The following is a 24,516-nucleotide window of genomic DNA, read 5'->3' as shown; positions in this document are numbered from 1 at the left end:
GGATCTCCATACCCGTTGAAGTGGAAGGGGCTCACGGGCGCGGCGGAGATGAACGGGATGTACCGCCGCGTTCAGGCGCGGCGGATCCGCCCTGCGGCGAAGCAGTACGACGTCATGGGATGGACGGTAGCCGTCGCCCCCTTTACTGGGCAATCGAGATTCCAGCGGGCGGATCGCGTCTCTTTTCGGCAAGCGGTAAAGATCTCGTGTCAGAAGTCAGCCTTTGCCGGATTTCAGCTTGAGTTGGCCTCCGGTGTGCCCGGTGTTGGCTTGGTGAGGGCGAACAGGCCGGGCTCGGGTTCGGTGAGGATGCCGCGGGTCACCAGGCGATTGAGCTTCGCGCGGGTGCCTTCGGTATGCCGGGGTTCGGCGCCGAGACCGAGTGCCTGGCAGACGTCTTTGGCGCGGAGCCTGTCCGTGGCCTTCTCGATGGCGGCCAGGATCTCGTGGTATCCGGGCGGCAGCGGCTCCGGAAGCGGGATGCCATCCTCGGCAGCCAGTCCCACCACGGTCGCGCGGGTGATCTCCAGACGTTTCAAGGTGTCTTCGGCAGCGGCGAGTTGTTCGGTGAGCTGGGCGATCTGGTCACGCAGCCGTTCGGCTGTCTCGCGGACGAGCTGCTGCCTGGTCTCGATCTTGTCCAGAAGTTCCCTCATCGACGCTCCCGCCGGTTACGGGTGCTGGATGCCAGGGTGGCGGGTCGCGCCAGGTCGGGGTGGCGGCGCGGGTGAGGCGGCGGAGCATGACGTCGGTCATGGACCAGTGGGATCACCGCCACCGAACTGGCCGGCTTGGCCTCGTAGTCCCGTGCAAGCCTGCGGTGGAGCATGAGAGTGCCCAGGGTCTGCTCGACCACCCATCGTTTGGGCTCCGGCGTGAATCCTCTCGCGCCGGGCTCCCGCTGGACGATCTCGACGTCGATGCCGAGGGCGGCGCCGTGGTCGACGACCGCGTTCTTGAACCCGGCGTCCGTCCATGCCTTGGTCACGGTGTGAGCACCGGCAGGTTGCTGCTACCTGATCCTGGCCGGTGGGGAAGCGGCGGGCGCCGCGGCGCGAGCATGACGGCGACACCCGTGCATCGCGGGTCCGTCACCGGGCATGCGCCATCGGAGTGGTTGTCGTGGTGTCCTGCGCGGTTTGCCGTGGGTGGCGCGGACATGGTGAAGCATGACTCGTAAGAGAACCGCGCTGCTGTGCGCCGCCGCGTTGCTGGTGTCCTCCGTCCCTCTCATCGCGGGCGCGGCCGGACCCGCCGACGCCGCCGGCGCCACCAGGCACCGTGGGTCCGAGTGCGTGGCCTCCCCGGATCCGGTCGACGGCCAAGGCCGCGCCATCCGCGACGTCGTCGAGAACGCGCGGCGCGATCTGAACCTGCGGGCGGTCATCGCCCGGGTGACCCAGCACGGGCGCGACCTGTGGACCGGCGCGGTCGGTCCGTCGATGACCGAGGTGCCGGCCCGCCCGGACATGCGCTTCCGCGCGGGGTCGGTCGGCATCGCGTTCATGGGCACGATCCTGTTGCAGCTCGTCGACGAGAAGCAGGTCAGCCTCGACGACCCCATCTCACGCTGGCTTCCCGAGATCCCCCACGCGGACGAGATCACCCTGCGCGAGCTCGGCGACACCACCAGCGGCTTCCGGGACTACGTGACCGACCAGGGCTTCCTCGCCGACCTGGAGGCCCATCCGTTCAAGCAGTGGACGCCCCAGGACGTCTTCCACTACGCGGACCTCGACGTCCAGCTGTACGAGCCGGGAACCAACTTCAGCTACTCGCACGCCAACTTCCAGCTGCTCGGCCTCGCGCTGGAGCGGATCACCCACACCCGGCTCGACCACCTCCTGGAGCAGCGCATCTACCGCCCCCTGGGGCTGCACGCGACATCGAACAGCTACACCCCCGACATCCCCACCCCCGTGCTGCACGCCTTCACGCACGAACGCGGCACGTACGAGGAGTCGACGTTCTGGAACCCCTCCTGGACCACGGCGCCGGGCGCGGTCATCAACATGAACATCTGTGACCTCGCCCGGGCGGGCGCCGGGATCGGTTCGGGGCAGACGCTCTCGCCCGAGGGCTACCAGACCCTGCTCGACCCGGGCACCGTCGGGCTCGGCCAGGCGACGCCGACCTGCCCGAAGGACGTCTGCATGCCGCAGACCCAGGACATCCACTTCGGGATGTCCGCGCTCGTCGTGCACGGCTGGATCGTGCAGAACCCCTCCCTGTCCGGCTACGCCGCGATCATGGCGTACCTGCCGTCCGAGGACCTGTCGATCGCGGTCTCCGGCACGTATTCGCCGACCACCGACCAGCAGGTGCAGAACCTGACCACCACCATCGCGGAGGAGCTGTCCCGCCTGCTGGTGCCGGACCAGCCCCTGGGCTGAGCCCGGTCGCCGCAACGGCGGCGGCTCCCAGGTCTGGACCCGGGCCAACGGCACCCTCACCCACGGAGGCAAGTGCCTCGACGTCACCGGCCGGGGCACCGCCAACGGCACGCCCGTCGAACTGTGGGACTGCAGCGGCGGCGCCAACCAGCAGTGGACGTCCCGACCGGACGGCACCCTCGCGAGCCTCCGGTCCGGCCGCTGCCTCGACGACCCCGCCTTCGCCACCGCCGACGGCACGCCGCTGGGGATCTGGGACTGCAACGGCGGGGACAACCAGCGGTGGACCCTGCCGTAGTCCGCAGGTGTGGTTGGCTTTTGATTCCCTGTTCCAGTGACTGGCCGTCACTGCGGGCGACGGTGCACACGAGACCGACCGCCAGGAACGCGAGGGTCTCACTGACCGCGCTCAGCCCGATGACGTACCACCACTCGCCGCCGAACCAGTCCGGCGGCGGGCGGCCGTCGGTCGGGGCATCAGCGGGATCCGGAGGTCAACGCTCAGAACCCGCCAGAGGCTGGAGGGCAGCACGGTCAGCGAGATCGCGTAGGCGAACCGCACCTACGGACAGCCGATCCTCTGATCCGAGGAGGGGCGTTGCTGATCTGTCGGGCATAACACCACCAAAGCGGCATGACTATAAGCCATCCAGGGGATCAGACATGCCAAAACGCCCACTCACTGGGCGTTTCACCCATGAAAGCGCTGGTTGATGCGGGTTTTCGAGCCGTCCGGTCGGAGCCCTTGGCGCGACTCCCGAGGCAGAAGTGACGGGCGTGGCACCTGCGCACGAAAGCCCGCCGAAGATGCGCACTCCGTCCTGTCTCATTCCAAAAGGCCGGCCTCGATGGCATCTGTCCGCGCAGATGCGCGGACCATGGCCAAGACGACGATCCCGCAGTATGCCGTCATCATGACGGTTCGTCGACCGTATCCGAGCGACCTGTCCGACGCCCGCTGGGCACTGATCGAGCCGACCCTGACCGCCTGGCGCCAGGCCCGCACCGCACGAGCCCTTGCCTTCGGCCGGCCGCCCGAACACGACCTGCGCGACCTCCTCGACGCGATCCTCTACGTCGACCGCACCGGCATCCCCTGGCGCTACCTCCCGCACGACTACCCACCCTGGGAAACCGTCTACGCCTACTTCGCCAAATGGCAGCGCGACGGCGTGTTCGCACAGCTCAACGGCCTTCTACGACGCCTGGTCCGCGCCACAGAAGGCCGCGATCCGGAGCCCACGGCCTGCATCGTCGACTCGCAGAGCGTGAAGACCTCCACGAACGTCCCCGCCTCGACCCAGGGCCCCGATGTCGGGAAGCGGATCGTGGACAGGAAACGCAACATCGTCACCGACACAATCGGCCTCCTGCTCGTCGTGCTGGTCACCGCCGCAAGCGTCCAGGACAACGCCGCCGGCCGTCAGCTCCTGACCCGGGTGACGGCCGAGCACCCCACCATACGCAAGGCCTGGGCCGACATGGGCTACAAGAATGCCGTCGTCGAACACGGCGCCGCCCTGGGCATCGACGTCGAGATCGTCCGCCGCGACCCCGCGATCAGGGGATTCGTCGTCCAGCCCCGTCGCTGGGTCGTCGAGCGGACCTTCGGGTGGTTGATGAACCACCGACGACTGGCCCGCGACTACGAGGCCCTACCCGCCCGCTCCGAAGCCATGGTCCACGTCGCGATGATCGGCCTCATGACCCGCCGACTCACCGGAGAATCCACCCCGACCTGGCGCGGAACCTGACCCCCGAAACCAGGGACGAAACGCCCAGTCAGAGCACGTCCGCCAGGAACTGCCGCAGCCGTGGGCTCCGAGGGGTCTCGAAGAGCTCCTCGGGCGGGCCGGACTCGACCACGCGGCCGCCGTCCATGAACGCGACACTGTCGGACACCGAGCGGGCGAAGCCCATCTCGTGGGTGACCACCACCATGGTCATGCCCTCGCGGCCGAGGTCGGCCATCAGCGCCAGCACACCCTTGACCAGCTCCGGGTCCAGCGCGGAGGTCGCCTCGTCGAAGAGCATCACCCGGGGTGCCATCACCAGGGCACGGGCGATCGCGACCCGCTGCTGCTGCCCGCCGGACAGCCGGCCGGGGCGGACGTCGGCCTTGTCCCGCAGGCCGACGAGGTCGAGCTGGCGGTACGCGGTCTCGGTCGCCTCCTCGCGGGACAGCCTGCTCAGTTTGCGGAGCGGAAACGTGAGGTTGCGCAGGACGCTCATGTGCGGGAAGAGGTTGAACTGCTGGAAGACCATGCCGACCTGACGGCGCAGCAGATCGGGGTCGCGCCGCAGGACGCTCTCGCCGTCCAGCAGGACGTCGCCGCGGTCGGGTTCCAGCAGCCGGTTCATCGCCCGGAGCAGCGTGGACTTGCCGGAGCCGGACGGCCCGATCACGGAGAGCGTGTGTCCCCTGGGGACGTCGAGGTCGACGCCGCGCAGGATCGGGGTTCCGCCCAGGGAGAGGTGGAGATCCCGGGTCGCCAGGCTGACCGGGGAGAAGGACGTACCGGTGCGGGTCGCCGCGGTGCCGGTTACTGCGGTTTCGGTGAGTCGCCGGTCAGGCACGTGCCGCTCCTTCGGGTGCGGGGTCGGGTGCGGTCACGGGTGCGGAGGGGGAGGGGGAGTCGGGCGTGCCGCTGCCCTGGTCGACGACCCTGCGCCCGTGCCGGAGCCGCCGGTCGACGATGTTGACCAGGTGCGTCAGCGGCACGGTGAGGACCAGGTAGAACAGGCCGGCGAGGACCAGTGCGGACTCGTTGCCGGTCGTGGCGGCGGAGTCCTGGCCGATCCGGAACAGGTCGCGCTGACCGGCGGTCAGCCCGAGGAAGTAGATCAGGCTGGAGTCCTTGATCAGCGCGATGAGCTGGTTGACCCAGGCCGGCAGGACCCGCCGGACACCGAGCGGAAGGATGATCAGCCGCATCGCCGAGGCGTACGAGAAGCCGAGGGCGCGCGCCGCCTCCAGCTGGCCCGCCTCCACGCTCTGGATCCCGGAGCGGAAGATCTCGCCGAAGTAGGCGGCGGCGATCAGCGAGAGCGAGAGGATGCCCAGCGGGTAGGGGTCCGGTCCCCAGATCTGCATCCCCTGCGGCGCCAGGCCGACGCCGACCAGCAGGATGGTGACCACGGCCGGGAGGCCGCGGAACACGTCGGTGTAGACGCGGGCCGGCCAGCGCAGCCATCGGGTCCTGGCGATCCCGGCCACCGCCAGGAGCAGGCCCAGCACTGTGCCGATGATCGCCGAAGTCACCGAGAGGATCAGCGTGTTGGGCACGCCGGTGGTGAGCAGGTCGGAGATCGCCGAGCGCATCGATCCCCAGTTGAAGAATGTCTCCGCCAGCGTGCCCAGCTGGTCCACGTCAGCCTCCTGTCCGGTCTGTTGCGGTGTTTGTGGTCAGCAGGTCAGGGTCAGGGGGTCGCGGATGCGCTGACCGGCGCGCTCGTCGCCGGGCCCGGGCTCGCCACGGCCACGGGCGGGTAGGTGACCGATCCGCCGCCGGGCTTGAAGCCGTCCGGAACCGGCCGGCCCGGGTAGTACTGCTCCTGGAGGTGCGTCCAGGTCCCGTCGGCGATCACCTCGTCGAGGGCCTTGTTCAGCGCGGCGAGCAGCTGCGGCCGGTTCTGCGCGACGGCGAAGGCGGTCGGCGCGGGGCTGAGCTGCTTCTGCACGAGCACCACCTTGCCGCCGCTGTCCGTGGCGCTCTTCTCGCCGATCTCGGCGGGCGAGATCCAGGCTTCCGCGGTGCCCGTCTTCAGCTGGTTGAGCGCGCTGTTGTAGTCGGGCACCCGCACCGGGTTGAGGTTCTGCTTCGTCGCGTAGTCGTCCTGGACCGTCCCCTGGACGACCACGACCCGCTTGCCGGCGAGCTGGTCGAAGGCGGTGATCGGCGAGCCGGCGGGAACGTCGAGCCCGAAGTAGCCGAAGTCGTACCCGTTGGTGAAGGCCACCGTCTTCTTGCGGGCCTCGGTCACCGTGATCGACGAACTGCCCACGTCGAACTTGTGGTTGGCGACCTGCGACAGCAGGGAGGAGAAGTCGGTCGAGGCGAACTCCACCTTGAGGCCGGCCTTGGCGGCGACGGCGGTGAACAGGTCGTTGTCGAAGCCGGTGAACTTGCCGTCCTTGAGGTACACGTTCGGCGGCGCGTCCGAAAGCGTGCCGACGCGTATCTTCCCCGGCTCGATCAGCTGGTACGGGTTGTCGGCGGAGGTGGCCGACGGCGACGTGCTGCCGCAGGCGGCGAGCGAGGCGAGCGAGACGAGAGCGGTGAGGGTGGTGACGAGAACCCGGCGCGGGCCCATGAGTGCTCCAGAGCTGGTGACGGCGGAGGAACGCGCGACCGGCCCGCCCCGGTCACGCGAGGACCGGGGCACGGCGGCAGCAGCGAACAGCCGCACGGAAAGGTGCGGATGAGGAAGGAAGGAAATGAGAAAGGGGGCAAGCGCCCGGCGTCAGAGCCGAAAGAGGGCGCGCGTCAGCAGCTGGGGCGACAGCTCATCGCCGTCACACGGCGCAGGTCGATGTGCCTGCGCGAAACGAGAAAACCAGCCATGCGGGCACTATGCGTGGTGATCGTCGCCGGAGTCAAATCTTCCACTCAGCGGCGGGAGGGCAAGCCCGATCGTCCTGAGGTGGGACTATTCGGCGATTCCCCGGGTGAGCGACACGACGGTGACGAAGGCACGGTAGAGGCGGATGGGGTCGTCATCGGTGATGTGCACGGTGAGGTCGTCGTCGCGGATCACCCCGGTGACCCAGGTCGCCATCTCGGCGAGGTCGGCGTTGCGGAAGCGGACGGAGAGGGTGGCGGGCAGGGCGATCACGGGTGGTGCGGCGTCCCTGAGCCTCCGTACGGCGGTGTCGGCGCCCTCCCGGATCAACTCCCGGGCCTGCTCCGGGTGCAGGCTGTCGGCGGCGAACCGGGAGACCGAGGTCTTGACCACGACCGCCTCGACGCCGGGGCAGAACGGTTCGACCTGGCTGGCGGTGACGTCGTCGCCGGTGATCAACACGACCGGTACCCGGTGCCCGAGCGCGACCAGCGCGTTGATGCCCGCCTCCCCGGCCGCGATGTCGTTCAGCCGTACCTCGGCGATCGCGCGCGGGTTGTACGTGTGTGACAGCGCGGACGCGGCGCCGGACATCGAGCCGTGGTAGGAGACGAAGAAGACCGCGTCGAACGACGGGTCGAGTCCCTGCATCATGTAGAGGGGCTTGTGCCGGCCCGACAGGTAGCGGGCGCGGCGCGCGAGGCGGTCCGGTCGGAGGTTGGACATGGCGGAGTGCGAGTCGTTGACCAGGAACTCGGTGGCACCCGCGTCGGCGGCGCCCTCGATCGCCGCGTTGACCTCCTGTTCGAGCAACTCCCGGTAGTAGCCGTACTGGGAGCCCGTCGGCCGGCACTGCTCCCAGTCGACGATCCCCGTGGTGCCTTCCATGTCGGACGAGATGAAGATCTTCAACGGTGTTCTCCTCGACGTCCGTGGTCACTTGGACACGTCAGGACCGCATCATCGCGTCCGGTGGGCCGATCCGGTAGATGGCCCCGGGGCAGAGGCGTGCTGTGGCCAACCCGCCTTGGCGAGGTTCTCCTCGAACGCGGCGAGGTAGTCGGGCAGGTGGCGGTCGGCTCGGCGCCGGTCGACATCTGGCAGGCGTCGAGCGCGGCCGGCGAGAGGCCCCGACCCGCGTGATGCGGGTCGGTGAACACAGGACGGCCGTCCGGAACCGTCAGACCCGGTAGAGGTGGAAGGCCGCGTTCATGCCGCGGCGCCGGACCGGCCGGGGGAGGAGGGTGCGCAGCGCGGTGGCGTCGCGGAAGGTGGCGGCGAGGGTGTGCAGCAGGTCGCGGTAGCCGGCGTGGTGGAGCCGGACCGGCGAGTCGACCAGGGTGAGGTTGTGCCGGGTGGCGGCGTGGACCAGCGGGTCGAGTTCGGTGGCGAGGACCCGGTGGCCGAACCGGGGGCCGAGGAGCCGGCCGAGCTGGTGGCCGAGGTTGCCGGAGCCGCAGAAGAGGTCGGCGATCACTGGGCGGGCGCCGCTGACCGGCAGGCCGGCCAGGACGTCGGTCAGGGCGGCGGCGACCAGTGCGGGGTGGGGGTCCTTGACGCATTCCAGTGCGGTGCGGCCGAGCAGCCGGATGCCGTGTGCGGCCATCCGGGGCGCGGGGATGCCGTAGAGCGACAGGCCGTCGGGGTGGCCGCAGACGATCCGGCCGACCTCGCACAGCTGGCCGGAGGTGAGGGGGCGGTTGCGCAGGGGGCCGAGCAGACGGGCGCGCAGGTCGAAGTAGGCGGCGGAGTCGACGGGTTCCGGCGAGGCTCCGGTCATCGCAGCACCTCGGCGAGGACCTCGGCGAGCGGCGGGCCGTCCAGCGCGGAGCGCAACTCCTCGACGGCTTCGCGGCGTTGTGCCGGGTCGAGGGCGAGGTAGTGCTCGATCCGCTCGTTGAGGTGGCGGCGGAACCGGGCGTAGTGCGCGTCGTCGCGGCAGATCCGTCCGGCGATGTCGACGAGGGCGGCGGTGCCCGTGAAGTCGTCCTCCGGGACGGGGTGGTCGGGCAGCAGGTCGGTGAGGCTGAGCGCGGTCTTGGCGAAGTGGGTCCGGTCGAGGCGGCGGATGGTGAACAGGTGGGCGTAGTGCTGCTCGGGCAGGGCGAGCGGGAGCCGGCCCAGCGCGAGCGCCTCGTGCAGCGCGGTCAGGCCGGGGGTCATCAGGTAGTGGGGGGTGGTGGCGACGTACGCCAGCAGTTCGCGCTGCGGCACCAGCCGGCAGTCCGCCCGGCGTCCGGCCACCGTGACGGTACGGGCCCGGCGGCCGCCGAACGGCCCGCCGCAGACCAGCACCCGGCCGAACCGCGGCCAGTCGCGCAGCAGGTCGGGCAGCCAGCGTTCGATCAGCAGCAGGTAGTCGTTGTGGGCGTCGAAGTCGAGCAGGAAGTTGCGGAAGCCCCCGAGGTTGACCAGCAGGTCGTACGCCGCCGGGCCCTGGGGCCGGTCCGTACGCCCGGCCGCGCGGAGCCCGTCGTGGTCGACCAGCGCGCCGCTGGTGCGCGGCGCCCGACCGGTGCCGAGAGCGGCGAACTCGGCGATCCGCTCCCGGACGCCGGGGAAGTTCTGGACCACGCTGTGGGTGGCCAGCAGGTGGGCGGCGAGGACGCGTTCGTGCGGGGAGAGTTCACCGAGGTGCCGGTCGGCGGCCGCGAAGCCGGTGCGCGGCAGGGTCGCGCACAGCCGGTGGATCGCGGCCGGCGGCCGGTCCGTGCGCCAGAAGCTGAACAGGCTGTCCACGAGGATCGCCGGCCGGTCCGCGAGTACCGCGCGCAGCACCAGGTCGGCGTCCATCACCGAGACCAACCGGTCGCTGTCGAGCAGGAGTTGACGAAGGTCCTGGTCCGAGGGCAGCGGGGTGCGGATCTCGTCGAAGGCGTCCGGATTGCGCAGTGCGAACTCGGCCGCCACGCCCTCGCCGACGAAGACACGGTGGTGGTCGGGCAGTGCCCGGGAGACCGCCACCAGTTCGGCCGCCGGGCCGAACCCGCAGTTCTGCGCTCCCATCACGAGTCGCACGGGGCCGCCTCCGCGACGGTCGGGCCGGCCGCCTCCGTGACGATCGGGCCGGCCGCCTCCGCAACCGTCGGGCCGCCCGCCCCCGAGGCGACCGGGCCGGCCGCCTCCCGGTCCGGGAGCACCTCGAGCAGGGCGCTCAACTGCCGGGCGAAGGCCTCCGGGTGCTTGGCGTAGCCGGAGTGGCCCCCGGGGAAGAGCACCAGGTCGCGGCGGAGGGCGGCGGCCAGCGCCGCCACGGGCCGGTGGATCAGGTAGCCGCGCGATTCCTCGCCACCGGCCGGTGTGATCCGGCTCGCCAGCCGCGCCAGCGCGGCCAGGTCGGGCAGGAAGGCGGTCGTCGGCCGCATCACGTGGGCCAGGAAGAAGGTGGTGTTGTCCCGCACCTCCGGCAGGTCCGGCACGGGCCGCCCGCCGAAGGCACTCGCCAGACGCCGCATCCCCGCCGGCGCTCCGTCGCGCAGGTAGGCCTGGTGGACCTCCTCGAAGAAGGCGAGCTGCGCGTCGGCGTCCGGCAGCAGGCGCATCGTCGGGGGCTCGTGGGCGACCACCACGTCCACCCGGTCGGGGTGGCGCCGCAGCAGTTCGAGTGCCACCAGCGCGCCGGCGCAGCTGCCGAGGACGCGCACCGGCTCTCCGGGCACGGCATGCAGGTCGAGCAGGCGGAGTGCGTCCTCGGCCTGCACCTCCACCTGTTGGTCGACCGGTGGACCGTCCAGCGGACTGCGGGAGATGCCACGCGGGTCGTAGCTGACGACGCGGTAGCGGGCGGCCAACTGCTCTGCCAGTGCCTCGAACACGGCCGCGTCCGAGGCGCCGCCGGGAACCAGCAGCAGCAGGGGCCCGCTGCCGCGGACCTCGACGTGCAGCCGGGCACCGGGGACGTTCACAACTTCGGTCTCAAGTGCGGCCATCGCCTGCTCCAGGAGCTCCGTGGTGTCGGAGGGTCACCTGAATGATACGCACCGTGCCCGGGTCCTCTCGCACTTCGGCGCGGCCGCAGGTGAACGGGTCGGTGGGCCGGATTCCGTCCGGGGGCAACGGTTGCGGCGGCTTCGCGGGTTCACCGTGTCGAGCGGCGAATTCCCGGAAGGGATTTTCCCTGGTCAAGAGCGTGTGGTGAGGCCGGAGTTGTGAAGTGTGCATGGTATTCCAGCGGCTGGTCGCCGGTGGGGATCCGGCCAATGCAAGGAATGTGCCCATTGCTTACTTGATTCGCGCAAGTCCCTTCCGTTCCTGGATCGAATCTGACAGCATCGTCCGCTATCCGGTGACCAATTGTCGGCAATCTGCGCCGCGTGGAGGAGATGTGACCACCCAGGCCGGCACCCGTGTGCCCACCGGCGGCTCCGCCCACCGCCCCGCGCGCTGGGTCCGCGCCAGGCTGCGGGCGAGCCCGGCGGCCGCGCTGCTCATGGCGGCCCTCGCGTTCGTCACCGTCTTCCTCGCGGCGGCCTTCCCCCGTGCCGCGGACCGGGGCGCGGACGCGGCGCTCCAGGACTTCGTCAGCCAGAAGGGCCTCAACCGGACCAGTCTGCAGACCACCTCCAAGGTCCGCGACGGCGACGGAGTCGCCATGCTCGATCAGGTACAGGCACACCTGATCGAGGCGTTCGGCCGGGAGTTGACGCCGGCCCGGGCCGGCCAGGCCTACGGCGCCCGTGCCCTGGGCTCCCACACCATGGGCAATCCGGGGTACGCACGGATCTCGGAGTACGGCCTCCCGGACCTCAGCCTGCTCTACCTGCGCGATCTGGCCGGCCGGGTCACCCTCACCGACGGCACCTGGCCGACCCCGAGTGATGCGCGCGACCCACTGCCGATCGTGATCAGCGAGAAGGCCGCCGAGACCATCCGCATCAAGCTCGGTGACGTCATCGACAACGGCAAGGACGGCCTGGAGGGCCCGGGCGCCACGCGAAGCACCGTGGTGGTCGGCCTCTACCGGGCCAACGACCCGCTGGACCCGTTCTGGGAGGAGCTCGGCTGCCCGGTCCGTGCCTGCCTGAGAACCAACACCCTCCCCGACTTCGAGCATTGGGCGACCACCGGGTTCGTCGACGGCGGCAGCCTGCCGGCGATGGCCCGCTGGGGTTCGAGCGCCGACAACTTCTGGCGGGTGCCCGTCGACCCCGCCTCGCTGCACGCCGACCGGCTCGACCACACCCGCAGCGTCATCAGCTCCCTCCTGATCGGGCACGGCGCCACCGACCTGGCCGGCGCGACCGGGCGCGCGGACCTGCGCACCAGCTCGCTCCTGCCCGAGATCCTGGCCAGGGCGGACGCCCGCTACCAGGCCTCGCTGCCGCTCAGCGCGATCGGCCCGGCCGGTGTCGCCGGTGTGGCCGTCGTGGTGCTGTTCCTGGCCGCGGCCCTGACCACGGACCGGCGCACCGCCGAGATCCGGCTGCTCCGGGCCCGGGGCGGTTCCGTCGCCGGGGTGCTGCGACGGCTGCTCGGCGAGGGAGCCGTCACCGTCCTGCCGGCCGCGGTGCTCGGGACGGCGCTCGCCCTGGTGCTGCTGCCCACGCCTCGCTGGGACCGTTCGGTGTCGGCGGCGCTGGCCGCGACGCTGATCGCCCTGCTGGCCTTCCCGGCCCGCGCGGCCCTGCTCTGGGCGCGCCCGCGAGCGGCCGGCGGGCGGCGCAGAGTGGTCGGCGAGCTCACCGTGCTGGCGGTCACCGTCGCGGCCGTGGCGGAGGTCCGGCGCCGTGGGGTCGGGCACTCCGGCGCCGGGGTGGACCCGCTGTTGGTGGCGGCGCCGCTGCTGCTGGCCGTCACCGGCGGGCTGGTGCTGGCCCGGATCGAGCCGGTGGTGGTCGGCTGGCTGGCCGCGCTCACCGGTCGCGGCCGGGGCCTGGTCGGCTTCCTCGGCCTGGCCCGGGCCGCTCGTGACAACTCGGGCCGCCGTCGGCCCTCCGCGCTGCCGCTGCTCGCCCTGCTGATCGCCGTCGCCACGGCCGGCTTCGGCGCCACCGTGCTCGACACCGTCGACCACGTCCGGACGCGGGCCGCTCGCCTCTCCACGGGCGGGGACATCCGCGTCTCCCTCCCGGACTACGCCGCCCTGACCGGGCCGATCGTCAAGGCCGCCGAGTCCTTGCCGGACGTCCGGGCCTCGACCGGCGTCTGGGTCGAACCCAAGACCCGCATCATCGGCGCCGACCACACCATCACCGAGGCCTACCTGGTGATGGTGGTCGATCCGGCGGCGTACGCCGAGATCGCCCGGACCCTCGGGGTCGGCGGGTTCGACCCGGCGAAGCTCGCCGGCACCCCCGGCGGCCCGGACACCCCGGTGCCCGCGCTGGTCAGCCGCGACCTGGCCGAGCGCCTGGCCGCGGGGTCGTCCCAGGTGCGCACGCCCAACGGCAACGACCTGCGCGTCGCCGTCGCCGGGACCGTCGGCGCCACTCCCGCACTGCCCGACCCCGGCAAGCCGTTCGTCGTCGTTCCCGCCGGCCCCGCCTGGGAACGGCTGCCGGACGCCAAGCGGGTGAACGAGTGGTTCGCCGTCGGCGACGTCGACCCCGAGGGGGTCAGGACGATCCTCCGGCAGAACGGCGGGGCCCAGCCGACCGGCCTGGCCAAGCTGATCGCGGACGAGGCCGCGGCCGTCGGCAAGGCCACCCACGGCCTGCCCGCGGGATACACGGTGCACAGCAGCCGGGAGGCCGCCGCTGCTCTCGCAGACGACCCGTTGCAGCACGCGGCCGGGCGGCTGTTCTGGTACGCGGCGGCCGCCGGCGGCGGATTCGCCCTGCTCGCCGTCCTGCTGACGCTCTTCCGGGCCGCGCCGGACCGTACCGCCGTGCTGGCCCGGCTGCGCACCATGGGGCTGCGGCCCCGGCAGGGGCTGGCGCTGATCGTCGCCGAGGCGCTGCCGCAGACCCTGGCGGCGGCCGTCGGCGGCGGCCTGGTCGCCGCGGCGGCGGTCGCGCTGCTGGGCGGTGCCTTCGACATCTCGACGCTGGTCGGCGCCGAGGTCGGAGAGGCCGTCACCCCCGTGCTGCTGCCGGTGCTGCTGCCCACCGTGGGCCTGGCGCTGCTGGTCTGCCTCGGAGTGGTGCTGGAAACCCTGATCGCCGGCCGGCGCCAGATCGCCACCGAACTGCGCGCGGGCGAACAGACGTGACGGCCGGGCCGGCGGCAGGGCCCGTGAGAGGCTTTCGCTCCTCGGCGCGCCGGTGCGCGCCGCCCGGCCGGCTGCCAAGGAGACTAACGCTGTGACTGACATGCGAGAGACGCTGGACTACCAGACATTCGGCCGGGCGGTGCGCGAACTCGCGCAGACGATCGCCGATGACGGGTACGAGCCCGACCTCATCCTGAGCATCGCCCGCGGCGGCGTCTTCGTGGCCGGCGGCCTGGCGTACGCGCTGGACTGCAAGAACGTCCACCTGGTGAACGTCGAGTTCTACACCGGTGTGGGCACCACCCTCGACATGCCCGTCATGCTCGCGCCCGTCCCCCAGGCGATCGACTTCACCCACAAGAAGGTCCTGATCGCCGACGACGTCGCGGACACCGGCAAGACGCTGAAGCTGGTCCGCGACTTCTGCCTCGAGCACGTCGCCGAGGTGCGGTCCGCGGTCATCTACGAGAAGTCGCACTCCCTCGTGACCTGCGAGTACGTGTGGAAGAAGACCGACGACTGGATCAACTTCCCGTGGTCGACGGAGCCGCCGGTCGTCCAGCGCGGCGGCCAGGTGCTCGACGCCTGACGAAGCCGCCGCGTACCGGCGGCGGTGACCGCCGCCGGTACGCGGAAGCCTGAAGCGCAGCGGTCCGAAGCGTGGTGCCGGTGGTTCACGGCGCCGGATCGGACGCCTGCCAGGCGGCCATCTGCTGCCGGAACTTCGGGCAGTCGACGATGTCCTCCTCGCCGCACCTGAGGGCGTGGGTCAGGAGCTGCTGCGCGTGGTCGAGATCGACCATGCGCTGCCGGATCTCGGTGAGCTTGGCGCGGATCATGGCTTCGCGGCGCGGCTGCTCCTGCTGGAACTCCCCGATCTCGGCCAGGCTCAGCCCGGCCTGCTGGCACGTGCGCAGGACCGTGATCCGCTCGGCGGCCTCCGGCGGGTAGCGCCGTTGCCCGCTCTCGCGCTCGGGTGCGGGCAGCAGGCCGTGGCGCTCCCAGTACCGGATGGCCGATGCGGGCACCTTGGTGAGCTCGGCGAGCCGGCCGATCGTCATGCGCATGTTCCGCTCCTCCTGTTCCTCGTCGATCCGGGCACGTGACGTGGCATGTGGCGTGGCGTGTGACGTGGCATTTGACTTGAACCTTAGTTCAAGTAGAAGAGTGGCCGGCACGAGGACAGCGGCGAACGAAAGCCGCTGGCAGGACACTTGGAGGTACCGTCATGAGCGACCGGGACATACGGGAAGAACGCGCCGAGCAGCTGGTGGAAGCCGCGGAGGGGCTGTTCGCGGCCGGAGTGATGTCCCACTCCGGGCACGCCAACCTGAGCGCCAGGCTCGACGGCCGGCGGCTCCTGCTGACGCCGGGGTTCGTCCGCGGCCTGAGGCCCGAGCAGCTGGCGACCGTCGGCTTCGACGGGCAGGTCCTCGAAGGCGAGCTGCGGTCCGTCAGCGCCGAGATCATCGCCATGCACAGCGCCGTGTACGAGGCCCGGCCGCACGTGGGCGCGATCATCCACACCCACTCGCCCTCCGCGACCGCCTTCGCCGTGGCCCACCGGCCACTGCCCTGCCGCACGGAGCCGATGCTGCGCTTCGGACAGGCCGAGGACGTCCCCGTGGTTCCCTGGGGACCCCGCGGATCGGACGTGTCGGTGCGTGGCATCGCCGAGGTGCTGCGACAGCGCCCGACGACGGCCGCCGTCCTGCTGGCCAACCACGGCCTGCTGGTGTTCGGCCCGGACTCCGCGGCCGCCGCCCACCTCGTGGTGGCGATCGAGGAGAGCGCCGAAGCCGAGATCGCCGCCGCCGCGATCGGCGGGGCCGTGGACTTCCCCCCGGGCGCCCAGGAGGCCGTGCGCGCCTCGATCGCGCGGGTCGCGTCATGACGGACGACACCCTCGCCGCCCGCACCGAGGCCGTCAGCGACCGCTACCGCTCAACCCTCGGCACCGTCCCCGGCGGGGTGCGGGAACGGCTGCGCCTGGCCCGGGAGTTCGGCCGGCTGCCGACCGAGGAGGCGATCGCGGAACTGCGCCACATCGTGCTGACCGACAGTCCGCTGGGAGCGCGGGTGCAGCAGCTCGTCCACTTCGGGCAGCTGCTGGCCCTCGGCCGCGAACACCCCGCCCGGATCCACGCCCGGGGCGCACTCCACGCCGGAGCCTCCATCACCGACCTCATCGGCGTCGCCGAGACCGCGCTCATCACCGCGGGCGTGCCGGCGTACGCACTCGGCACCGAGATCATCGCCGAACTCCTGCCGCAGGCGGACGGCCTTCGAGCCCCCGGGGCGTAGGCCGGGTGGGGGGCGGAATCGGGCCGTGGGAACGGCCGTCCCGGGGGGTCTCCCGTCCGCCGATCGGACCTGTTAGCTTAGGTAAGCCTAACTTTACGATCGACGTGATGACATGACCGGGGGGACCCATGACCGATCAGCCGACCCGCAGGACGCCGCGCGCCCGCGAGACGAAGGTTCTGCGCACCGAGCGGATCACGCCGCACATGGTGCGCCTGGTGCTCGGCGGCGAGGGGCTGGGGGACTTCGATGCCACGGAGTTCACCGACCACTACGTCAAGGTGCTGTTCGCGCCCGCGGGCGTGACGTACCCGGAGCCGTTCGACCTGGCGCGGATCCGCGAGGAGTACCCGCGTGAGCAGTGGCCGGTCACCCGGACCTACACCGTGCGGGCCTGGGACCCGGCGCTGCGCGAGCTGACCGTCGACTTCGTGGTGCACGGTGACGAGGGCCTGGCCGGACCGTGGGCGGCCCGGGCGGAGCCGGGCGAGACGGTGCGCATCCTGGGCCCCGGCGGCGGCTACGCCCCGGACCCGGACGCCGACTGGCACCTGCTCGTCGGCGACGAGAGCGCCCTGCCCGCGATCGCGGCGTCCCTGGAGCGGATGCCGCCCGGTGCCGTGGTGCACGCCTTCATCGAGGTCGCCGACGCCGCGGAGGAGCAGAAGATCGTCTCGCCCGCCCCCGTCGAGCTCACCTGGCTGCACCGCGGTGAGCGACCGGTGGGCGAGGCCCTCGTCGAGGCGGTGCGCGCGCTGGAGTTCCCGGCCGGTGCGGTCTCGGCCTTCGTCCACGGGGAGGCGGGCTTCGTCAAGGAACTGCGGCGCCAGCTGCGCGTGGAGCACGGCGTTCCGCGTGAGCGGCTGTCCGTCTCGGGCTACTGGCGGTTCGGTCAGGACGACGATGCCTGGCGGGCGACGAAGCGCGAGTGGAACGCCCAGGTGGAAGCCGAGCAGGAGCAGGCCGGCTGACCCTGGATCCGGGGCGCGGCCGGCCGGCCCTGTCCGGCCGGCACGCCCCTGCTCCGGCGACGAACCCGTTACTATCCAAAGGCGATTCACCATGATCGCGGGCCCGCACGGGACAGCGGGCCCGGCGGGTCCGGAACCAACGGGGGAAGAGAACGTGGCAGATCCTGACCACACGACAGAGCCGACAGAAGAAGCCCGCATCGAGGATGCGGGCAACATCCTGGTGGCGCCTTCGGCGTTGCGGGACGAGGAGGTGGTCAGGGACTTCTTCGGGTCCACGATCACGCCGGAGGACCTCGCTTCCGGTCCGCCCGACCTCGCGCGGAAGACCGTCTACCTGTGTGGCGACATATCCGGGATCGACGGCCGTCAACTGCGGGCGGCTGCCCGGGTGTTCGCCATCCGGGAGCTGTCGCACGGCTACCGTGAGGGCGCCGACGAACCCTGGGGCCTCGTAGACCTCGGCCGGGTGCCCGTCCGGGTGCACGGCGTCGGCGTGTACTACCGCCGCTTCTTCGGGCTCGGCGCCGATCACTTCGGACGGATCAGCGCGGAGCACGAGTTCCAGTCCCTGACGGAGTCCACCAAGCCCGGAACGGCCCATCGCAGCGGGATCTATCTGACGCCCGTCACCCGGGACGGTGACGAACTGCACTTCCGGCTGCTCCGGTGCTCCACGAACCTCTCGGGGCCGACCGAGGGCTTCCGCCCGACCGACACGGACATCGTCGAGGCGCTGAACCGTGAGGCCGCCACCGTCTTCCGGGGCCATGCGCCGCTGAACCACGTGCTCGCCCAGATCTACCACAACACCCTTGCCACGGCGGAGCGCAAGCAGTCCAAGGCCAGGATCTCGTCCCATGCGGACAAGACCAAGGACATGCCCGTCAACGGCGTCATGGCCTTCTGCACCTTCTACGACCGGCTCGACGGGCTGCGGCCGCTCGCCGAGGACGCCTTCGACTACGGGGCGAAGGGTGCCAGCGGGCTGACCGGACTCCGCTTCCGCCGCAAGGAGTCGGTCGAAGCGCTCGACGGGGTCGCGCTGCCCGAGCAGTTCACCCTGACCCTCTATCCCGGCTCCGTGTTCTTCATGCCGCTGTCCACCAACCGGCTGTACACGCATGAGATCCGGCCCTCGGCGCTGGACGCCGAGCTGCTGCCGACCCGCCTGGGGTACGTGGTGCGCTGTTCGAGCGCCGAAGCCGTTCACCGGAACGGCCGGACGTTCCTCAAGACGGCCGGCGGGCAGGTGGAGCTGGGGCCGCCCACCGAGGCCGGCATGGACAGGCTGCGCGGGCTGTACGCCGAGGAGAACAGGACCTCGTCCTTCATCGACTACGGCGACGAATTCCTCTTCAGCATGAACACGGGAGACTACTGTGCCCCCCGGGTCTAGGATCTCGGACGAGATCCTCTCGTACGCGTTGCCGGCCGAGGAGAACCCCTTCGCGGAGCTCTCCGCGTCGGCCCGTCTGGAAGACGTGGGAAAGGGCCGGCGGGGCGCCGTACTCACCAGGGTCGACGAGTCGGGCGGTGTGCCCCTCGTCCGTACCACCACCCGGTACGGCAGCCCGGCGCAGCGGTTCCGGGCGGTGCACGAACGGCTGGCGCGGCGGATCCAGGAACGCTCGGGGCTTCCGGTCGGCTTCAACAACGCTCTCATCGAGAGCTACACGAACGCCTGCACGACCATGGGCAGCCATTCCGACCAGGCCCTCGATCTGGCCGACGGGTCGTTCATCGCCGTCTTCTCCTGCTACCGGGATCCCGGATCGGGCCCGCCGAGGAAGCTGGTCTTCGAGGAGAAGGGGGCCGACGGGGAGAAGTTCGAGATCCCGCTCGCCCACAACGGTGTCGTCGCGTTCTCCGTCGAGTCGAACCGGCGGCTCAAGCACAAGATCGTGTTGGACGCGCCCGATCGGACGGTGGACAACCAGTGGCTGGGGGTGACGTTCCGTACGTCGAAGACCTTCGTCCGGTACCGCGACGGACACGCGTACCTCCCGCAGGGGCCGCGCCTGGTGTCGGCCGACGACGAGCAGCGGCGCGAGTTCTACGGGCTGCGGCGCCGTGAGAACGGTGAGACGGACTTCGGCTACCCCCTGCTGACGTACACCGTCAGCGAGAGCGATCTGATGCCGCCGGTCTGACGCTGGCGACTCCCTCACGGCGAGCGGCTCCGGCCCGCGCCCCCCGATGCCGGGTGGGCGCGGGCCGGGGCGGCTCAGGAGCGGGCGGCCGTGCCGGCCCAGGCGCGGTTGCCGAGGAGGGTCTTGATGTCCGAGGCGAGCCCGTTGTCGGGGTTCACCAGGAAGCCCAGCTCGTAGAGGGTGTTCTTGTCCCAGCTGGTGGTGAGCAGGCGGACCGGGACGTCGCCGGGGTGGGCCTGGAGGGCGAGTTTGAGTTCGGCGACCACCGTGGGGGTGATCCGGGAGGTGGGGATGGTGATGTGGACGGGCGGCTTGGTGCCGAGTTCGGCGGAGGAGACGTCGAGGGTGGTGATCTCCTGGCCGAAGATGCTGAGTGAGCCGTCGCGTTCGTTGAGGCGGCCGCGGACCGAGATGACGTTGTCCTCGATCATCTGCTCGGCCATCAGGTTGTAGGTGGCGGGGAAGAACAGCACCTCGACCGAGCCGTCGCGGTCGGCGAGGGTGATGATCGCCCAGGCGTTGCCGGCCTTGTTGATCCGCCGGTCGACGCCGGTGATCAGGCCGGAGAGGCGGACCTCGCCCTCGGTGCGGCCGGAGCCGAGGAGGTCGGCGATCGAGGTGTCGCGGTTCTGGGAGAGGATGTGCTCGGCACCGTCGAGCGGGTGGCTGGAGACGTAGAGGCCGAGCATCTCGCGTTCCAGGGCGAGGAGTTGGCGGCGGGGCCACTCGTTGTCGGTGAGCTGGAAGTCCAGTCCGATGGTGGGCCCGTCCTCGTCGCCGCCGAGGGCGCCGAAGAGGTCGTCCTGCCCGATGGCCTGCTGCTTCTTCACGCCGGTGACGGCGTCGATCGCGCTCTCGTGGACGCTGCTGAGGGAGAGCCGGGTGTGGCCGAGCGAGTCGAAGGCGCCGGCCTTGACCAGGGAGTCGACGGTGCGCTTGTTGCAGACCACCAGCTCGACCTTGTCCAGGAAGTCGGCGAAGGAGGTGTACTTGCCCTCCGCCTCGCGGGTGCGCACCAGGGACTCGATCACGGGCACGCCGACGTTGCGCACCGCCTTGAGGCCGAAGCGGACGTCGCTGCCGACGGCGGTGAAGTCGACCACCGACTCGTTGACGTCGGGGGAGAGGATCTTGATGCCCATCTGCCGGCACTCGGCCAGGTAGACCGCCATCTTGTCCTTGTCGTCGGCGACCGAGGTGAGCAGCGCGGCCATGTACTCGGCCGGGTAGTTGGCCTTGAGGTAGGCGGTCTGGTACGAGACCAGGCCGTACGCGGCGGAGTGCGATTTGTTGAACGCGTAGCCGGCGAACGGGACCAGGACGTCCCACACCGCCTGGATCGCCTCGTCGGAGTAGCCGCGCTCCTTGCAGCCCGCGTGGAAGGGCACGAACTCCTTCTCCAGCACCTCCTTCTTCTTCTTGCCCATCGCGCGGCGGAGCAGGTCGGCCTGTCCGAGCGAGTAGCCGGCCAGCACCTGGGCGGCTCGCTGGACCTGCTCCTGGTAGACGATCAGGCCGTAGGTGGGGCCGAGGACGTCCTTGAGCGGTTCCTCCAGCTCGGGGTGGATCGGGATGATCTCCTGCTGGGCGTTCTTGCGCAGCGCGTAGTTGGTGTGCGAGTTCATGCCCATCGGGCCGGGTCGGTACAGCGCGGAGACGGCGGAGATGTCGGCGAACTCGGTGGGCTTCATCAGCTTGAGCAGGGCGCGCATGGGGCCGCCGTCGAGCTGGAAGACGCCCAGGGTGTCGCCGCGGGCGAGCAGTTGGTAGGTGGTGGGGTCGTCGATCGGGATCTTCTCGATGTCGACGTCGACGCCCCGGTTGGCCTTCACGATCTTGATGCAGTGATCGATGATGCCCAGGTTCCGCAGACCCAGGAAGTCCATCTTGATCAGGCCCATGGCTTCGCACGACGGGTAGTCGAAGCCGGTGATGATCACGCCGTCCTTGTCCCGCATGTGCAGCGGGATCAGTTCGAGCAGCGGGGTGGAGGAGAGGATGACGGCCGCGGCGTGCACGCCGGTGCCGCGGATCAGGCCCTCGATGCCGAGGCCGGTGTCGATGATCTTCTTGACGTCCGGCTCGTTCTCGTACAGCGAGCGGATCTCGGTGCCCTCGTTGTACCGGGGGTGCTTGTCGTTGAAGAGGTCGGCCAGCGGGACGCCCTTGCCCATGACGTCCGGCGGCATCGCCTTGGTGATCCGGTCGCCCATCGCGAAGGGGTAGCCGAGGATGCGGTTGGCGTCCTTGACGGCGGCCTTGGCCTTGATGGTGCCGAAGGTGTTCACCTGGGCCGTGTAGGCGGCGCCGTACTTCTCGGTCACGTAGCGGACCATCTGGTCGCGCTGGCGGTCGTCGAAGTCGATGTCGACGTCCGGGGGGTTGATGCGCTCGGGGTTGAGGAAGCGCTCGAACAGCAGGTCGTGCTCCAGCGGGTCCAGCTGGGTGATGCCGGTCAGGTAGGCGACCATCGAGCCGGCCGCCGAACCGCGGCCCGGGCCGACCGGGATGCCGTTGTCCCGGCCGTACTGGCAGATGTCGGCGACCACGAGGAAGTAGGCGTCGAACCCCATCGGGGTGATCACGCCCATCTCCAGCTCGATCCGGTCCAGCACCTCCTGGCTCGGGCTGTCGCCGTACCGGTGCTGGAGCCCGACCTGGATCTTCTTGCGCAGGTAGGAGGCCTGGGTCTCGCCCTCGGGGACGTCGAACTGGGGCATCCGGTCGACGTAGGTGAAGACCTCGTCGTACGACTCGACCCGTTCGGCGATCGCGAGCGTGTTGTCGCAGGCCTGCGGCAGCTCGCGGAAGAGCTCGCGCATCTCGGCGGCGGTCTTCACGTAGTAGCCCGAGCCGTTGAACTTGAAGCGGTTCGGGTCGTCCTTGTTCTTGCCCACGCCGACGCAGAGCAGGCTGTCGTGGGCGTCCGCCTGGTCGGCGGTCACGTAGTGCGAGTCGTTGGTGGCCAGCAGCGGGATGTCCAGCTGCTTGGCCAGGCGCAGCAGGTCCTCGCGGACGTCGCGCTCGATGGACAGGCCGTGGTCCATCAGCTCCAGGAAGTAGTTCTCCTTGCCGAAGATGTCCTGGTAGGCGCCGGCCGCCTTGACGGCCTCGTCGTACTGGCCGAGCCGCAGCCGGGTCTGCACCTCGCCGGAGGGGCAGCCGGTGGTGGCGATGATGCCGGTCGCGTTGGCGGCGATCAGCTCGCGGTCCATCCGGGGCTTCATGTAGTAGCCCTCCATCGACGCGAGCGAGGAGAGCTTGAAGAGGTTCCGCAGACCGGTCGCGTTCTGCGCCCACATGGTCATGTGGGTGTAGCGGCCGCCACCGGAGACGTCCTTGCCGCCCTCGCCGTCGGCGCCGGTCGGGCGCTGGCCGCCGGGCGACCAGAACACCTGCTTCTTCAGGAAGCGCGAGGCCGGGGCGACGTACGCCTCGATGCCGATGATCGGCTTCACGCCGGTCTTGGCGGCCGCGTGGAAGAACTCGTAGGCACCGAACATGTTGCCGTGGTCGCTCATCGCGATGGCGGGCATGCCCTGTCTCTCCGCCTCGGCGAACAGCTTGCCGTTCTTCGCGGCGCCGTCCAGCATCGAGTACTCGGTGTGGACGTGCAGGTGCGCGAAGCTGTCGGACACGGCGCTGTACTCCTCGGACGGATCTCGGTCGGAAGCCACCCAGGCTAGCCGGTCGGGGCCGACGGCGTGGCGCGCGGGGAGGACTGCTGCGGAGACCTTGACACGTTCCTCCCGGCTCCGTCCGAGTCCTCGGCGCGGCGTCGGCGGATCACGCCTCCCCGGGCGCGCTCACCGCAGCACGGACTCCAGGAAGTCGCTGCCGATCCGGGCCACCACCGAGATGTCGAGCTGGTGGAGGACGTAGCGGCCCCGGCGCCGGGTGATGAGCAGCCCGGCCTTCTTCAGGACGGCCAGGTGGCGGGAGACCTCGGGGGCGGTGATGCCGTACGCGTCGGCCAGCTCGTTCGTCGAGTACGCGGCGCGGGACAGGTTGCGGCACAGGTTCATCCGCATCGGATGGGTCAGCGCGTCCAGGCGCAGCCTCACCGTCTCCACCGGCTCGGCGCCGCCGATCTCGGGGGTGGCGGCCGGGTACTGGATCACAGGCTGCCAGCCCGGCCCGTACAGGGTGAAGAGGTGCGGCCAGCCGAAGACACTGGGCAGCAGGGTGACGGCGGTGCCGCGGGCGTCGCTGCGGCCCTGCAGCAGCTTGTCGACGACGATGCGGCTGCCCTGCTCGTCCTTCTCCAGGCTCAGCGCCGGTGACGCCGCGGTGAGCGCCTCCGCCAGGCCCTTGCGGCGCAGCAGCTCGGTCTTGTGCTGGGCGTCGGCGGCGAGCTGGACGCGGACCCGGCGCCAGGTGTCGGCGAAGAACGCCCGGTCGCAGTCCTCCAGGAGCCGCCGGATCCACGCGCGGGTGGCGGTGGGGTCGGCGAGCATCCGCTCGACGAACGCCGCCTGGCGCGGGCCGCGCGCCGCCGCCAGGTCGAGCGCGCGGCGCCGCGACCACGGGTCGACCAGGGGCGACGGCAGGCCCTTGGGGTAGTGGCTGGTGCTGCACGAGATCTCCAGGGCCGCGCCGACGAACTTCTCGTCGTCCATGCGGTCGAGGTCGTCCAGCTCCTCGGCGAGGGTCTCCCGGGGCCGGGCCGGCATCAGGAGGTCGGAGCGGGTCGACCGCCACATGAAGTCGGCGTCCAGCATCCGGTCGGCCAGTTCCGGTTCGAGTGCGCCGGAGGTCGCCGTCGTCCACGCGTGCAGCCGGCCGTGGTGGCCCGGCTCGGCCAGCGCGTGCAGGGCGTTGCCGAGCTCGGCCAGCGGCGAGGGGCAGAAGACGATCCGCTCGTGCGGCAGTCCGGTGATGTCGATGGTCACGCTCACCCCCCTATCCTGCCGGGCGGGGCGAGCGCGTCATTTGACGGGGGTCGTCAATCGGCGGGACCGGCGGGGCGGCCGTGGTGCACG

Annotated in this window: 20 protein-coding genes and 2 pseudogenes; 10 read left to right on the top strand and 12 right to left on the bottom strand. The window is 70.8% G+C overall.

Annotation, left to right across the window (positions count from 1 at the left end; translation table 11 throughout):
* Positions 1–233: 233 nt before the first annotated feature.
* Together ACYP53_RS20105 and ACYP53_RS20100 are read right to left on the bottom strand one after the other, a co-directional pair.
* Complete coding sequence (locus ACYP53_RS20105; protein WP_459648365.1) at positions 234–656, bottom strand: hypothetical protein; 423 nt, start codon at positions 654–656, stop codon at positions 234–236.
* A 46-nt stretch (positions 657–702) separates the two neighbouring features.
* A pseudogene (locus ACYP53_RS20100) lies at positions 703–988 on the bottom strand (IS5/IS1182 family transposase); the annotation flags it as partial.
* A gap of 181 nt (positions 989–1,169) precedes the next feature.
* Between ACYP53_RS20100 and ACYP53_RS20095 the strand changes: the two are divergent.
* The 3 genes and pseudogenes from ACYP53_RS20095 (at position 1,170) to ACYP53_RS20085 (ending at position 4,147) form a co-directional block, all read left to right on the top strand.
* Positions 1,170–2,393 (top strand): serine hydrolase domain-containing protein, encoded by a 1,224-nt coding sequence (locus tag ACYP53_RS20095; protein WP_459648364.1) that lies wholly within the window; start codon positions 1,170–1,172, stop codon positions 2,391–2,393.
* 25 nt (positions 2,394–2,418) lie between these two features.
* A pseudogene (locus ACYP53_RS20090) lies at positions 2,419–2,691 on the top strand (ricin-type beta-trefoil lectin domain protein); the annotation flags it as partial.
* A 616-nt stretch (positions 2,692–3,307) separates the two neighbouring features.
* Entirely contained in the window at positions 3,308–4,147 is an 840-nt protein-coding gene (locus tag ACYP53_RS20085) for an IS5 family transposase (protein WP_459649794.1), read from the top strand.
* Positions 4,148–4,175: 28 nt separating this feature from the next.
* Here ACYP53_RS20085 and ACYP53_RS20080 read toward each other — a convergent pair whose 3' ends face one another.
* From ACYP53_RS20080 to ACYP53_RS20050, 7 genes are all read right to left on the bottom strand, one after another.
* Positions 4,176–4,970 carry an amino acid ABC transporter ATP-binding protein gene (locus ACYP53_RS20080; RefSeq protein ID WP_308437534.1) on the bottom strand — a complete coding sequence of 265 codons (795 nt, stop codon included), beginning with the start codon at positions 4,968–4,970 and terminating at the stop codon, positions 4,176–4,178.
* On the bottom strand, positions 4,963–5,763 hold the full coding sequence (locus ACYP53_RS20075; RefSeq protein ID WP_459648363.1) for an amino acid ABC transporter permease: 801 nt from the start codon (positions 5,761–5,763) through the stop codon (positions 4,963–4,965). Before ACYP53_RS20075 ends, ACYP53_RS20080 begins: the two co-directional genes overlap by 8 nt.
* Positions 5,764–5,813: 50 nt before the next feature.
* Positions 5,814–6,707, bottom strand: a complete 894-nt coding sequence (locus ACYP53_RS20070; RefSeq protein WP_459648362.1) for an ABC transporter substrate-binding protein — start codon at positions 6,705–6,707, stop codon at positions 5,814–5,816.
* 336 nt (positions 6,708–7,043) lie between these two features.
* The gene (locus tag ACYP53_RS20065) at positions 7,044–7,868 is read right to left on the bottom strand and encodes a M55 family metallopeptidase (RefSeq protein WP_189914309.1); all 825 of its coding nucleotides are present in this window, start codon (positions 7,866–7,868) and stop codon (positions 7,044–7,046) included.
* A gap of 268 nt (positions 7,869–8,136) precedes the next feature.
* Entirely contained in the window at positions 8,137–8,736 is a 600-nt protein-coding gene (locus tag ACYP53_RS20060; RefSeq protein WP_459648361.1) for a hypothetical protein, read from the bottom strand.
* Positions 8,733–9,974, bottom strand: a complete 1,242-nt coding sequence (locus ACYP53_RS20055) for a hypothetical protein (RefSeq protein WP_459648360.1) — start codon at positions 9,972–9,974, stop codon at positions 8,733–8,735. Before ACYP53_RS20055 ends, ACYP53_RS20060 begins: the two co-directional genes overlap by 4 nt.
* Entirely contained in the window at positions 9,962–10,885 is a 924-nt protein-coding gene (locus tag ACYP53_RS20050) for an alpha/beta fold hydrolase (protein ID WP_459648359.1), read from the bottom strand. Before ACYP53_RS20050 ends, ACYP53_RS20055 begins: the two co-directional genes overlap by 13 nt.
* Positions 10,886–11,280: 395 nt before the next feature.
* On the opposite strand from ACYP53_RS20050, the gene ACYP53_RS20045 reads away from it, so the two are divergent.
* Together ACYP53_RS20045 and ACYP53_RS20040 are read left to right on the top strand one after the other, a co-directional pair.
* Complete coding sequence (locus ACYP53_RS20045) at positions 11,281–14,106, top strand: hypothetical protein (protein ID WP_459648358.1); 2,826 nt, start codon at positions 11,281–11,283, stop codon at positions 14,104–14,106.
* Between the two features lie 100 nt (positions 14,107–14,206).
* The gene (locus tag ACYP53_RS20040) at positions 14,207–14,695 is read left to right on the top strand and encodes a phosphoribosyltransferase (protein ID WP_459649793.1); all 489 of its coding nucleotides are present in this window, start codon (positions 14,207–14,209) and stop codon (positions 14,693–14,695) included.
* A gap of 85 nt (positions 14,696–14,780) precedes the next feature.
* Here ACYP53_RS20040 and ACYP53_RS20035 read toward each other — a convergent pair whose 3' ends face one another.
* The gene (locus ACYP53_RS20035) at positions 14,781–15,173 is read right to left on the bottom strand and encodes a MerR family transcriptional regulator (protein ID WP_459648357.1); all 393 of its coding nucleotides are present in this window, start codon (positions 15,171–15,173) and stop codon (positions 14,781–14,783) included.
* 161 nt (positions 15,174–15,334) lie between these two features.
* Between ACYP53_RS20035 and ACYP53_RS20030 the strand changes: the two genes are divergently transcribed.
* The 5 genes from ACYP53_RS20030 to ACYP53_RS20010 all read left to right on the top strand — a co-directional run bounded on the left by ACYP53_RS20030 (position 15,335) and on the right by ACYP53_RS20010 (position 19,534).
* Complete coding sequence (locus ACYP53_RS20030; RefSeq protein ID WP_189914303.1) at positions 15,335–16,000, top strand: class II aldolase/adducin family protein; 666 nt, start codon at positions 15,335–15,337, stop codon at positions 15,998–16,000.
* The gene (locus ACYP53_RS20025; RefSeq protein ID WP_189914302.1) at positions 15,997–16,410 is read left to right on the top strand and encodes a carboxymuconolactone decarboxylase family protein; all 414 of its coding nucleotides are present in this window, start codon (positions 15,997–15,999) and stop codon (positions 16,408–16,410) included. The genes ACYP53_RS20030 and ACYP53_RS20025 overlap by 4 nt, the downstream gene beginning before the upstream one ends.
* A 128-nt stretch (positions 16,411–16,538) precedes the next feature.
* Positions 16,539–17,381: a siderophore-interacting protein gene (locus ACYP53_RS20020; protein ID WP_459648356.1), complete on the top strand. Its 843-nt coding sequence runs from the start codon at positions 16,539–16,541 to the stop codon at positions 17,379–17,381.
* 154 nt (positions 17,382–17,535) lie between these two features.
* Positions 17,536–18,780 carry a hypothetical protein gene (locus ACYP53_RS20015; RefSeq protein WP_459648355.1) on the top strand — a complete coding sequence of 415 codons (1,245 nt, stop codon included), beginning with the start codon at positions 17,536–17,538 and terminating at the stop codon, positions 18,778–18,780.
* Positions 18,764–19,534: an alpha-ketoglutarate-dependent dioxygenase AlkB gene (locus ACYP53_RS20010; protein WP_459648354.1), complete on the top strand. Its 771-nt coding sequence runs from the start codon at positions 18,764–18,766 to the stop codon at positions 19,532–19,534. Before ACYP53_RS20015 ends, ACYP53_RS20010 begins: the two co-directional genes overlap by 17 nt.
* 74 nt (positions 19,535–19,608) lie before the next feature.
* On the opposite strand, the gene dnaE is transcribed toward ACYP53_RS20010, so the two are convergent.
* Both dnaE and ACYP53_RS20000 read right to left on the bottom strand, forming a co-directional pair.
* A complete protein-coding gene (dnaE, locus tag ACYP53_RS20005; RefSeq protein ID WP_459648353.1) occupies positions 19,609–23,172 on the bottom strand; it encodes a DNA polymerase III subunit alpha in 3,564 nt (1,187 codons plus the stop codon).
* 168 nt (positions 23,173–23,340) lie between these two features.
* Positions 23,341–24,432 (bottom strand): DUF5937 family protein, encoded by a 1,092-nt coding sequence (locus ACYP53_RS20000; protein ID WP_459648352.1) that lies wholly within the window; start codon positions 24,430–24,432, stop codon positions 23,341–23,343.
* Positions 24,433–24,516: the final 84 nt, after the last annotated feature.

The organism is Kitasatospora sp. Ki12 (genome assembly GCF_054601375.1).
This window is presented reverse-complemented; position numbering and strand designations above follow the sequence as displayed.

Bases quoted from the DNA above. Each gene is read 5' to 3' on its own strand.
- ACYP53_RS20050 (WP_459648359.1), bottom strand. From the start codon at position 10,885: ATGGCCGCACTTGAGACCGAAGTTGTGAACGTCCCCGGTGCCCGGCTG.
- ACYP53_RS20020 (WP_459648356.1), top strand. From the start codon at position 16,539: ATGACCGATCAGCCGACCCGCAGGACGCCGCGCGCCCGCGAGACGAAG.
- ACYP53_RS20025 (WP_189914302.1), top strand. From the start codon at position 15,997: ATGACGGACGACACCCTCGCCGCCCGCACCGAGGCCGTCAGCGACCGC.
- ACYP53_RS20105 (WP_459648365.1), bottom strand. From the start codon at position 656: ATGAGGGAACTTCTGGACAAGATCGAGACCAGGCAGCAGCTCGTCCGC.
- ACYP53_RS20095 (WP_459648364.1), top strand. From the start codon at position 1,170: ATGACTCGTAAGAGAACCGCGCTGCTGTGCGCCGCCGCGTTGCTGGTG.
- ACYP53_RS20060 (WP_459648361.1), bottom strand. From the start codon at position 8,736: ATGACCGGAGCCTCGCCGGAACCCGTCGACTCCGCCGCCTACTTCGAC.
- ACYP53_RS20030 (WP_189914303.1), top strand. From the start codon at position 15,335: ATGAGCGACCGGGACATACGGGAAGAACGCGCCGAGCAGCTGGTGGAA.
- ACYP53_RS20085 (WP_459649794.1), top strand. From the start codon at position 3,308: ATGACGGTTCGTCGACCGTATCCGAGCGACCTGTCCGACGCCCGCTGG.
- ACYP53_RS20070 (WP_459648362.1), bottom strand. From the start codon at position 6,707: ATGGGCCCGCGCCGGGTTCTCGTCACCACCCTCACCGCTCTCGTCTCG.
- ACYP53_RS20035 (WP_459648357.1), bottom strand. From the start codon at position 15,173: ATGCGCATGACGATCGGCCGGCTCGCCGAGCTCACCAAGGTGCCCGCA.
- ACYP53_RS20040 (WP_459649793.1), top strand. From the start codon at position 14,207: ATGCGAGAGACGCTGGACTACCAGACATTCGGCCGGGCGGTGCGCGAA.